The organism is Acinetobacter sp. YH01021, assembly GCF_013420255.1.
GTDB lineage: Bacteria > Pseudomonadota > Gammaproteobacteria > Pseudomonadales > Moraxellaceae > Acinetobacter.
On the sequence record NZ_VOYO01000002.1, the window covers coordinates 275150 to 286338 of the forward strand.

The window sequence follows — 11189 nt, forward strand, 5'->3', positions numbered from 1 at the left end:
AAAACTATCGAAATATTAGATTGAAAAGGATCGTAGCCATGCCAGATCAAACCCAGCCCGCGAACGACACACCTCAACCTTTACAAGTGCTCAAATATATTTTGGGCGGCACTTTCATCTATGCCGTGGTACTGGTAACACTTGTACAACTGTTTATCAGCGCACTTTAAACCAAAGCCGCGCTAATTCAGTATCTGCACAGCCTTTTTTCAACTACACTAAAGTTTTCAAGTGGAGATGAGCCTGAGTGGAATATTTACAACAACATCGAGGGAAAGAGCGCGTCATTCTGGTGAGTGTCAGCGTACAAATGCTGGATGACCTTGATGCTGAAGAGTTTCGTTTGCTGGCACAGTCTGCAGATGCCGAAATTCTGGAACATATTCATGCTCAGCGGGTTAAACCTGATGCCAAATTTTTTATCGGCTCCGGCAAGGCAGAAGAAATTGCCGAACGTGTAAAAGAACTAGATGCCAATCTGGTCATTTTTGATCATGCCTTAACCCCTGCTCAAGCCCGGAACCTGGAACAGGTAATCAAATGCCGCGTGGTAGATCGTACCGAACTGATTCTGGATATTTTTGCCCAGCGTGCACGTACCTACGAAGGCAAGCTGCAAGTTGAACTGGCACAATTACAGCATTTATCTTCGCGCTTGATTCGTAGTCGTGGCAATCTCGATAGCCAGAAAGGCGGGATCGGTTTGCGTGGTCCGGGTGAAACCCTGCTGGAAACAGATCGGCGCTTGCTACGTATCCGTATGGGGCAACTCAAGGCACGTATTGATAAAGTCCGCCAAACCCGGATGCAAGGCCGTGTTGCCCGTCAAAAAGCAGCTGTTCCAACAGTATCTTTAGTCGGTTATACCAATGCCGGCAAGTCGACCCTGTTTAACTTACTCGCCAACAGCGATGTTTATGCAGCCGATCAGCTGTTTGCCACTTTGGACCCAACCTTACGGCGTCTAGAATGGGATGGAATCGGCAATCTGGTACTGGCCGATACGGTAGGTTTTGTCCGTAATCTTTCCCATTCACTGGTAGAATCCTTTAAGGCAACGCTGGAAGAAACCGTTGAAGCCACACTGTTACTGCATGTGATTGATTCAAGTAGCCCAGAGATGCTGGAACAGATTGAAGCCGTTGACAAAGTGCTGAAAGAAATTGGGGCCGATGTTCCCATCCTTCAGGTCTACAATAAAATTGACTGTAGCGGTGAAGAAGCCAAAATTATTTATCGACGTCCAGGTGAACCGGAACGGGTCTATGTTTCGGCACATACTGGCGAAGGTATCGACCTGCTGCGTAAAGCGGTACATGAGTCCTTGATGGGGCAACTACAGTCCTTCGATTTAATCCTGAAACCTGCCTACGGCAAGCTGCGTAACCAGCTCTATGGTCTGAATGTGATCCAGTCTGAACATTATGATGATGAAGGCCAACTGCATCTGCATATTCGAATTGCCCCACAAAAACTGGAACAGTTGATTAAACAGGCGCATTTACCTTTAGATGAAATTCTAGGCAAACAGGCGCAGCAATTTCAGCGTCCACTGGAAGCGTTTGAAATCCAGTCAAAGATCGAGTAAAACTTGATAAGTAAACTTATTAATATTAAAGATCATAGCAATGAACTGGATAAAACGAATAGATTGGCCAGCATGGATCGGCACCCTGTTACTTATTATTGTCTTTCGGGAAGCTTCGGTCTGGTTAATGACCCAACTGAATCATCCTGAATTAGGCAATCTGGTCGGGTTATTGAGTCTTTTAATTGCGCTGTTTACCTGGCGCTACTTTGGCAAACTCCCCGCTCGCCTCGTGGATACCAATAACAAACTGATGAAGGAAAGCGCCTTTGCTTTCCTGCCTGTCAGTGCAGGTGCACTGATGATGCTGGTACATATGGGCCAGAAAATTCCGGCCTTTCTGTTCATCATGTTTTTCAGCACCCTGATTCCTTTATGGATTTACGCCAAAATGGCCAAGCGCTGGTTATAGGAGTTCCGCATGTTATCTATTTTGTATGGCTTTGCGGTTACGCTCAGCGCCTATCTGATTGCCAAACCCTGTAACCGGTTCATACCGCAAATTCCCGTCATCGTGTTCAGCATGTTCTTTGTACTGGCGATTTTATTTGTGCTAGGCATTCCCTATGAAAATTACATGGATGAAGTTAATCCACTCTTTAACCATTTACTCGGCTATGTGACCGTCGCATTGGCTATCCCTCTGGCCGCGATGCGCTATGATGACCTGCCGCTCAAGGCCATTATCGGCATTTTAGTTTTTGCCAGTATTAGTGCTGTCGCCTTGCCGATGGGACTGGCTTATCTGCTGCATATGTCCTCTGCAGACATTATGGCGTTTGCTACCCGTGCCGTGACTACTCCAATTGCGATTAATATTGCCACCCTGCTGGATGCACCCATCAGCATGGTCATTCTGATCGTGATTCTTTCTGGTGTGATTGGTGCAGCTTTTTCTCCATTTATTCTGAGACATATCAATGATGAGCGCGCTTCCGGACTGGCTTTAGGACTGGCCGCACATGCTATTGGTACAGCTCAGGCCTGGCAACGCGGCAGTGTTGCAGGTCGTTATGCTGCTTTTGGCATGGCGGTAAATGCGGTCTTTACCGCAATCTGGTTGCCAACTTTTATACTTTATTTGCAAAAAATGTGACTAGTGAATCAAATTATTCATTTGTTTTGTGTGGTAATCGTTCTTACTATAGAGTAAGAACACTAATCCAACCTAGGAACAGATATATGAATAAGGTTCAATTTTTTTCAACTTTACTTTTAGCCTCTTTCAGCCATCTGGCTTTGGCCTCTGACCTTTCAGGGACATGGAGAAATATTGACGACAAAACTGGTTCACCTAAAGCATTCCTGGAAATTCGTGAGACGGCTTCCGGCGTCTATGCTGCCAAGATCACAAAAATCACCCCGCGTCCTGGATATACCCCGAAAGAAAACTGTGTGTCCTGTCCTGCACCTTATACCAATAAACCTATTCTCGGCCTGGATGTGCTCACTGGCTTAAAGCACGTTGGCAATAACAGTTTTGCTCAAGGCAAGCTGCTTGATCCATTATCAGGGAATCTTTATAACACCAAAGCAAAATTAAGTGCCAATGGGAAACGTCTTATTCTACGTGGTTATATCGGGGTATCAGCGCTTGGCCGTAGTCAAACCTGGATTAAGCAGGATTAATTCCTGCTTAATTAAAAAAATGTGATGGAGTTATGCTTTAGTAGATAGAAACTTGCATTTTAATGCATTAGGTTGTATGAATATTAAACATATGCTTTTTTCATGCAATATAGATTATGAAAGTGTATTAACGTAGTTTGCATCATCGTTCACCACATGGAATTAGGTGAATGTTCATAAAAAAATAAGGATAAGGATATCGCATGTATAAAATCGCAATTTTAACTGTTTTTTCAGCTTCTTTATTCACAGGCTCTATGGCCTTTGCTCAGGAGTTATCTGGTCTCTGGCAACAGATTGATGATAAAACCGGCTCACCTAAAGCATTGATTGAAATGAAAACTCAGGCTGATGGCTCCTATACCGGAACGATTACTAAAGTCACACCTCGCCCAGGTTATACACCACGAGAAAAATGTGTCAAATGTCCATCACCTTATACCGATAAACCGATTTTGGGATTAGACGTTATTAAAGGACTGAAACCCACCACCAAAAATAACTATGCACATGGCCGGGTACTCGATCCACTCACCGGCAAAATTTATGATTTAAAAGGGCGGATTTCTGCCAATGGGAAACGACTGACTTTACGTGGATATATCGGGATCTCTGCGATTGGTCGCACACAAACCTGGATTCGCCAGGATTAATAAAAACAGCACTTTTGTGTTGGGGATATTTTATTCATCTATAAAAAAGGCATAAATATAATGAAACAAACTAAATTAGGATTAATGTTCATCGCTGCACTGATAACTGGGACTGCTTATGCACAGGATCTGACGGGCATCTGGCAGCAAATTGATGATAAAACCGGCTCACCAAAAGCAATTATTGAAATTCGTCAAAATGATAATGGAACTTTTGCTGGAAAAATTATCAAAGTGACTCCACGTCCAGGCTATACTCCACAAAAGACCTGCAATAAATGTCCCGCGCCTTATACCAATCAGCCGATCATGGGCATGGATGTATTGACTGGCTTAAAACATGTGGAAGGCACCAACAATTATGAAAAAGGTAAAGTGATTGATCCATTGGCAGGTAAAGTTTATGACGCTCGAGTGCGTCTAAATGCCAATGGTAAACGTTTAACCTTGCGTGGTTATGTGGGTGTGTCCGCTTTAGGCCGTAGCCAGACCTGGATTCGCCAAGATTAATACCTAATTCTCATTATTCAAAAAAGCTGCCAAATTGGCAGCTTTTTTTAGTGTATCAACTCTATAGTATTCAGATAAGTGTTGACTATTTTAGTAAGATTTCTAACATGAGCGGGCGATGATAAAAATTCTTTGGAATGACTCTCTATGTTTAAAAAAATATTACTTGCCGCGCTTACAGCAGGATGTATGACGAATTTGTGGGCAAACGATATTACCGGGACCTGGCAACAAATTGATGATAAAACGGGGGCGGCTAAAGCGATTATCGTCATTAGCAAAGAAGCAAATAATACCTATTCAGGCAAAATTGTAAAAATCACGCCTCGCCCAGACTATAATCCACGTGAAAAATGCAATAACTGCCCTGCACCTTATACCAATCAGCCTATTTTAGGCATGACCATTTTAAAAGGCCTAAAACTGGTTGAAGGCACCAAGAACTATGATAAAGGTCGTATTATCGATCCATTGGCAGGTAAAATTTATGATGCAAAAATGCGTTTAAACAATACCGGTAAACGTTTAACCTTACGTGCCAGCATAGGCGTTTCAGTTCTAGGCCGTAACCAGACCTGGATTCGAGCAGACTAAATTTTAAAACTAAAAAAGCCACGTAATCACGTGGCTTTTTTAATAGCTTTACTTACATCACCGGATTATCTACTGCAAACATCTGCTGATCTTCTAGGCGGAATGCCATCAGTTGATTACCCCAGACACAACCGCCATCTACATTCTGAATCTTGTTCGAAATGGTTTTACCATTCAAGGCGGCCCAGTGACCAAACAGGATCTGATGACTTTTCGCAGCCTGTGATTCAAACTCAAACCAAGGTTTAAAACCTTCCGGCATTGGATCATCCAGCGCATCTTTAAAGCTGTATTCCAGACGTCCCTCTACATCGGTTAAACGCATACGGGTCAAGTAATTCACGATACAGCGAATACGTTCATGGCCTTGTAGCTGATCCGACCAGAGTGCTGGTTCTTTCCCAAACATTTCTTTCAGGAAATCATCCAGCACCTCAAAGTCATCATGAGCAATGATTGCTTCAACTTCTTGTGCCAATTGAGCAGTTTTTTCTGCACTCCAGATATTCGGGATCCCAGCATGCGTCAGAACAGTCTGCTCATTTGGAAATAGACACATTGGCTGTTTGCGCAGCCATTCAATCAAGTCATCACTGTCGATCGCATCAATCACATCACGGACATTGTCTTTTTCTTTCACCGGTTTGATGCCGCGGGCATAAGCCAGCAAAGTCAAATCATGATTTCCCAAGACCGTCGCAGCCGCACCTTGCTCAGCCAGCTTTTTGATAAACCGCAATGCTGCAATTGAGTTTTCACCACGTGCAACCAAATCTCCGGCAAACCAGATAAAATCCCGATCTGCATCAAACTTGATTTCTTTAAGCAAAGCTTTCAAAGCCTCAAAACAGCCTTGAACATCACCAATCACATAATTATATCGAGCAGTACGGTTCATCGTAATTTAAGCCAGCATTTGATCTGAAAGTGCAACAAACTGTTCAAGGGTCAGGGTTTCTGGACGTGCCATCGGGTCAACACCCGCTTTTTCAAAACCCTCTTCGACCAACATACCCTTCAAGCTGTTACGCAAGGTTTTACGACGCTGGGTAAATACATGAGATACCAGACGTGCCAGCGCTTTTTCATTCTTCGCCACAATCGGTTTAACTTTATAAGGCTCTAAACGGAATACCGCAGAAGTTACTTTTGGAGGCGGATTAAAAGATCCAGGTGGCACTTCGAACAAGAAAGTCGGTTTACAGAAATATTGAATCATCACCGACAGACGGCCATATTCTTTGGTATTGGGTGATGCGGTAATGCGGTCTACCACTTCTTTTTGCAGCATGAAATGCATGTCTTGCACTTTGTCACCAAATTCCAAGAGATGGAATAACAGTGGCGTTGAAATATTATAGGGCAAGTTACCGACGACACGTAATGGACGATCTTCCTGGAACAATTGAGAATAATCATATCTCAATGCATCGGCTTCAATAATGGTTAAACGTTCAGGATGCGGCACACGACCCGGCAGGCCAGCAGCCAGATCACGATCCAGCTCAAGTACGGTTAAGGCATCACATTCACCAATTAAAGGTGAAGTCAAAGCGGCCAGACCCGGGCCAATTTCTAGAATGTTCTGACCTGGACGCGGATTGACTGAGCGTACAATTTTGGCAATGACACGCTGGTCATGTAAAAAGTTTTGACCAAATCTTTTTCGAGCCTGATGCCCTTCATCTTTTGGGTTTAAGGCATTAATTTGATACATAAAAACATTTCCAACGTGAGTGATGAACAATAATCAGTGGCGCGCCAGATCGAGGGCTAAATCGACAGCAACGTGCAGGCTGGAACTTTTCGCAAGTCCCGTCCCCGCAAGGGAGAGTGCTGTGCCATGATCAACAGAAGTTCGAATAAACGGTAAGCCGAGGGTAATATTAATGGCTTCACCAAAGCCCTGTGATTTTAACACAGGTAAGCCCTGATCGTGATACATCGCCAGAACAGCATCAGCATCTTTTAGGTTTTCTGGAGTAAATAAAGTATCAGCAGGTAGGCTTAAACTCATGTTGATCCCTTGGGCACGATAGCTTTCGAGTACCGGATTGATCACTTCAATTTCTTCCATCCCCAAATAACCGCCCTCCCCGGCATGCGGATTTAAACCGCAAACCAGTATATTCGGCTGTTCAATCTTGAATTTGGATTTCAGGTCGTGAATCAGAATATCAATCACCTGATGCAAGCGTTCAGGCGTAATCGCATCTGCCACGGCACGAAGCGGAAGATGGGTAGTGGCCAAGGCCACGCGTAAAGTTTTGGTGGCCAGCATCATGACTACACGTGGAACACCAGCAAATTCCTGGTAATACTCGGTATGACCACTAAAAGAAATGCCCGCTTCATTTATCACGGACTTTTGTACAGGCGCAGTCGCGACGCCGATACTTTTTCCTGACATGGCATAGTCTGCGGATCGACGCAGTTGCTCCAGTACATAAGCCGCATTGTTCGGATTCAGCTCACCCAATACGACGTCTTGCTGCACGGGAACATGCTCTACAAATAGCTGACCGATGCCTGAAGATGACTCCTGTCCTTGATATTCAATCAGCTCAACCGATAATTTGAGTACCTGAGCACGTTGCTCGAGCATATGAATATCCGCCAATACCACAATTGGGCGCTCATCAACACGATCTGCAAGACTCAGGCAAATATCAGGACCAATTCCGGCAGGTTCCCCACTGGTGACATATAAAGGCAGCATCATCTTCTCAATTTGGCAAAGCTGAGAAATATTATAACCCGATCACGCCTACGCTGTAGTAATCATTGCAAAGAGTACTTATAAATCAATATTTTGATACCATTGAAACTATGGTTACAAATATAGTTGCAGTTTTTGTAGCATATAAAGGCTTAGGTCTTTCTTTCATCAGGGAGATTAGATAAAATACAGCGCTTGAAATTTTAATTTTCATTTGTGATTCTTCATGTATTCGTTTAGAATCGCGTCTCCTTTAGTTTGGACAGATTCCATAGTCCAAACCAACTATAATAGGTAGTGGTTTAATGAAAACTCTCAGCGCTAAGCCAGCTGAAGTTCAACACGACTGGTACGTTGTTGATGCTTCTGGCAAAACTTTAGGTCGCCTTGCGACTGAAATCGCTCGTCGTTTACGCGGTAAGCATAAAACTTCTTATACTCCTCACGTTGACACTGGCGACTACATCGTTGTTATCAATGCTGAAGAAATCACTGTGACTGGTAAAAAGTCACAAGATAAGAAATACTATCGCCACACTGGTTTCCCTGGTGGTATCCGTGAGACTAACTTTGAAAAGTTAATCGCTCACAAACCAGAAGCAGTTCTAGAAAAAGCTGTTAAAGGTATGTTACCTAAAGGTCCTCTTGGTTATGCAATGATCAAGAAAATGAAAGTGTATGCAGGTACTGAGCATCCACACGCTGCTCAACAGCCACAAGTTTTGGACATCTAAGGGATAACAGCACATGGCTACTAATTATGGTACAGGTCGCCGTAAGACCGCAACTGCACGTGTTTTCCTATCAGCTGGTACTGGTAAACTCGTAATTAACAACCGTACTCTTGAACAGTATTTCGGTCGTGAAACTGCTCGTATGGTTGTTAACCAACCACTTGAGCTTCTTGAAGCTACTGACAAATATGACCTTTACATCACTGTTGCTGGTGGTGGTATTGGTGGTCAAGCAGGCGCTATCCGTCACGGTATTACTCGTGCATTGATCGCTTCTGACGAAACTTTAAAACCTGCTCTTCGTCAAGCTGGTTTCGTTACTCGTGATGCTCGTGAAGTTGAACGTAAGAAACTTGGTTTACGTAAAGCTCGTAAACGTCCTCAGTTCTCTAAACGTTAATTCGTTTACCGAATCGGACAAAAAACCCTGGATTTTCCAGGGTTTTTTTATGGCGGTTAGTGGGTCATTTAGAACTTTTTTCTTGTTATTGTTCATGTACATCCTTACCCCATACCCCTTCGTGACACCAGAATGACTTCATCAAATAATAATTTGCGATCCCAATACAGATAAACAGCAAAATGACAGGAAGCTTGATCAGCATCTTATTTTCCTCCAGTTGTTTTTCTTATAATCTACCTTGGCTCAAGCCGATTGATCTTTGATGCTTGGTGCTTTTTAGGTTGAATTTTAGTATCCTAGTCTATTCATTAGAAGCTCATCAGGATTTATGTCAGTCGAAAGCGCGCCTCTTCAAGGAATCACTCTCTATAGTCATGCCGATGACTTTCGTTCCCATTGGATTCGCTATGTGCTTACCGAAAAACAGATTAAATATAACCTGATTTTGGTGGATGCCGATGATGAGGATCTGGCCAGTCTCAATCCTTATAATCAATTGCCGATGCTGATCGAAAATGAACTTAAATTATTTAATACTTCTATTATCTCAGAATATGTAGATGATCGTTATCGTCAGAATAAACTGTATGCCGATGCTCCGATGCCCCGGGCAGAGCAACGACAATACATCTGGCGCTTTGAAAATGACTGGCTGAAACTGGCTGATCTCATGTTACGCCATCCTGATACGCTGGATAAGAAAGCCAGAACTCAGGCACAAAAGCAGTTACAGGATATCCTGATTTCACTAATGCCACTATTCCAGCATTTTCCCTATTTTATGTCTGAACAATTTAGTATCCTGGATTGTATGTTGGCACCAATTTTTATCCGTCTGAAACAGATGGGCGTAGAATTACCACAGCAGCAATGCCGTCCGTTTTATTTATATTGCCAACGAATTTTTAGTCGTCCTGCCTTTGTAAAATCCATGACATTGCAGGAAAAGAACCGTTATTCAGCGCAACTCAAGCATCCGTAGAGAAACATCATGTCCGAACAAGAATTCAGCCTTAGCCCTACCCGTCCCTATATGGCACGTGCAATCTATGAGTGGGTTTGCGATAACAATATGACGCCTTACCTGCTGGTGGATGCCACACGCCCAAATACCATGGTTCCTGAGCAGTTTATTAAAGATGGACAGATTGTTCTGAATATTGTGCCACATGCCGTGCATGCGCTGCATATGAGCAATGATGCCATTAGCTTCTCGGCTCGCTTTGGTGGCGTTTCTCGTGATATTTATGTGCCTATGGCAGCAGTACTCGGTATTTATGCACGTGAAAATGGTCAAGGTTTATTCTTTGATCCAGGTGAATATGAGCATACACAAAATGATGAAGATGCTTTAAAATCAAGCACTGAAGAACAAACTGAACAACCAAAGAAAAAACCGACTTTAAGACTATTAGATTAAAAATAATGGAGCAAGTGAATGGCTTTTGATTTAGTACAATATTTTGTTGAACAGATAGAGACTCAAAAGCCTGAGCTTCTAAAAGAATATACAAAAGAAGAAAGACGAAAATATATATCAGAAATCAATGCCTTAACTTTAGGAAAACTTATTACTGAATGGCGTCATAACCCACAAAAAATTTATAATGAAATCAATCATCCTGATGAATTATATATCCTGGAAATCGTGCGTCATCTCGCTACCAGTCCGGAAAATCAATCCACTCTGGATCGAGCCCAGCTTGAGCACAGCACTTCAGAAATTTTTCATTTACAGCTTATTGAATTAAAACAACTGCATGATACCGGCAACCATAATATCCATAGCATTCAGGAATTACTGACCGGGCAAATTGAACATTTATCTGGTCAAGCAGATGATTGGGTTTGGACAACAAACAAGCTAACAGAACTCAAAGGCTCTAAACCAATTGTGCAAGAAGAGCTATCATTGGAAGCATCAATGAAGGAGTTTAATCAAATGGTAAGCCAGAATCAGCAGCATCAAGATGTCGAAGAAGTCATTGTTATCAATACCCCAACATGGGCAAAGATTGTTGAACCCATCGTAGCGATTGCCATTCTTTGGGTATTAATCGCAGCCGTAATGCGTGTGTTTGGCTAAAATAATCTGCAATAAAAAACCAGCGATTCGCTGGTTTTTTATTTTTTAGGATTTATAAGATAGGACTGTAAAATCTTTTAGATCAAACTATATCGACCGGATAACACTAGTCATATTAACGCGAATCATCCTTCTACTAAAAAGACTCTCTGTACACGACAAAAATAGATAACTCATTGAAATAATGTCACAATAATTGTTTTCTAACGACGAATACTATGACACATCTCAATGAGTTATATCTTATCTTAAACAAATCTCTAAAATGGAACA

Annotated in this window: 16 protein-coding genes; 13 read left to right on the forward strand and 3 right to left on the reverse strand. The window is 42.7% G+C overall.

Annotation, left to right across the window (positions count from 1 at the left end; translation table 11 throughout):
* Positions 1–38: 38 nt before the first annotated feature.
* The 8 genes from FTT86_RS16045 (at position 39) to FTT86_RS03125 (ending at position 4974) form a co-directional block, all read left to right on the forward strand.
* Positions 39–170 carry a hypothetical protein gene (locus FTT86_RS16045; RefSeq protein WP_257229617.1) on the forward strand — a complete coding sequence of 44 codons (132 nt, stop codon included), beginning with the start codon at positions 39–41 and terminating at the stop codon, positions 168–170.
* A 77-nt stretch (positions 171–247) separates the two neighbouring features.
* Positions 248–1588: a ribosome rescue GTPase HflX gene (hflX, locus tag FTT86_RS03095; RefSeq protein ID WP_180180538.1), complete on the forward strand. Its 1341-nt coding sequence runs from the start codon at positions 248–250 to the stop codon at positions 1586–1588.
* A 40-nt stretch (positions 1589–1628) separates the two neighbouring features.
* Positions 1629–2000, forward strand: a complete 372-nt coding sequence (locus FTT86_RS03100) for a hypothetical protein (protein WP_004281691.1) — start codon at positions 1629–1631, stop codon at positions 1998–2000.
* A gap of 9 nt (positions 2001–2009) precedes the next feature.
* Positions 2010–2684, forward strand: a complete 675-nt coding sequence (locus tag FTT86_RS03105) for an LrgB family protein (protein WP_044111685.1) — start codon at positions 2010–2012, stop codon at positions 2682–2684.
* Positions 2685–2770: 86 nt separating this feature from the next.
* Positions 2771–3217, forward strand: a complete 447-nt coding sequence (locus FTT86_RS03110; RefSeq protein ID WP_004281689.1) for a DUF2147 domain-containing protein — start codon at positions 2771–2773, stop codon at positions 3215–3217.
* Positions 3218–3420: 203 nt separating this feature from the next.
* Positions 3421–3870 (forward strand): DUF2147 domain-containing protein, encoded by a 450-nt coding sequence (locus FTT86_RS03115; RefSeq protein WP_005248004.1) that lies wholly within the window; start codon positions 3421–3423, stop codon positions 3868–3870.
* 60 nt (positions 3871–3930) lie between these two features.
* Positions 3931–4380, forward strand: coding sequence for a DUF2147 domain-containing protein (locus FTT86_RS03120; RefSeq protein WP_180180539.1), 450 nt, complete (start codon positions 3931–3933; stop codon positions 4378–4380).
* Positions 4381–4527: 147 nt separating this feature from the next.
* The gene (locus tag FTT86_RS03125; RefSeq protein ID WP_180039099.1) at positions 4528–4974 is read left to right on the forward strand and encodes a DUF2147 domain-containing protein; all 447 of its coding nucleotides are present in this window, start codon (positions 4528–4530) and stop codon (positions 4972–4974) included.
* A gap of 52 nt (positions 4975–5026) precedes the next feature.
* On the opposite strand, the gene FTT86_RS03130 is transcribed toward FTT86_RS03125, so the two are convergent.
* Genes FTT86_RS03130 through pdxA form a run of 3 tightly spaced genes read right to left on the reverse strand, consistent with a single transcriptional unit; the run spans position 5027 to position 7693 of the window.
* Positions 5027–5872 (reverse strand): symmetrical bis(5'-nucleosyl)-tetraphosphatase, encoded by an 846-nt coding sequence (locus FTT86_RS03130; RefSeq protein ID WP_180180540.1) that lies wholly within the window; start codon positions 5870–5872, stop codon positions 5027–5029.
* A 6-nt stretch (positions 5873–5878) separates the two neighbouring features.
* Positions 5879–6691: a 16S rRNA (adenine(1518)-N(6)/adenine(1519)-N(6))-dimethyltransferase RsmA gene (gene rsmA, locus FTT86_RS03135; RefSeq protein WP_180180541.1), complete on the reverse strand. Its 813-nt coding sequence runs from the start codon at positions 6689–6691 to the stop codon at positions 5879–5881.
* A 33-nt stretch (positions 6692–6724) separates the two neighbouring features.
* Complete coding sequence (gene pdxA / locus FTT86_RS03140; protein ID WP_180180547.1) at positions 6725–7693, reverse strand: 4-hydroxythreonine-4-phosphate dehydrogenase PdxA; 969 nt, start codon at positions 7691–7693, stop codon at positions 6725–6727.
* 305 nt (positions 7694–7998) lie between these two features.
* Between pdxA and rplM the strand changes: the two genes are divergently transcribed.
* The 5 genes from rplM (at position 7999) to FTT86_RS03165 (ending at position 10916) form a co-directional block, all read left to right on the forward strand.
* On the forward strand, positions 7999–8427 hold the full coding sequence (gene rplM, locus FTT86_RS03145) for a 50S ribosomal protein L13 (protein ID WP_004281682.1): 429 nt from the start codon (positions 7999–8001) through the stop codon (positions 8425–8427).
* A gap of 13 nt (positions 8428–8440) precedes the next feature.
* A complete protein-coding gene (rpsI, locus tag FTT86_RS03150; protein ID WP_004281681.1) occupies positions 8441–8827 on the forward strand; it encodes a 30S ribosomal protein S9 in 387 nt (128 codons plus the stop codon).
* 331 nt (positions 8828–9158) lie between these two features.
* Positions 9159–9812: a glutathione S-transferase N-terminal domain-containing protein gene (locus FTT86_RS03155; RefSeq protein ID WP_180180542.1), complete on the forward strand. Its 654-nt coding sequence runs from the start codon at positions 9159–9161 to the stop codon at positions 9810–9812.
* Positions 9813–9821: 9 nt separating this feature from the next.
* On the forward strand, positions 9822–10250 hold the full coding sequence (locus tag FTT86_RS03160) for a ClpXP protease specificity-enhancing factor (protein ID WP_044111678.1): 429 nt from the start codon (positions 9822–9824) through the stop codon (positions 10248–10250).
* An 18-nt stretch (positions 10251–10268) separates the two neighbouring features.
* Positions 10269–10916, forward strand: a complete 648-nt coding sequence (locus FTT86_RS03165; RefSeq protein WP_180180543.1) for a hypothetical protein — start codon at positions 10269–10271, stop codon at positions 10914–10916.
* Positions 10917–11189: the final 273 nt, after the last annotated feature.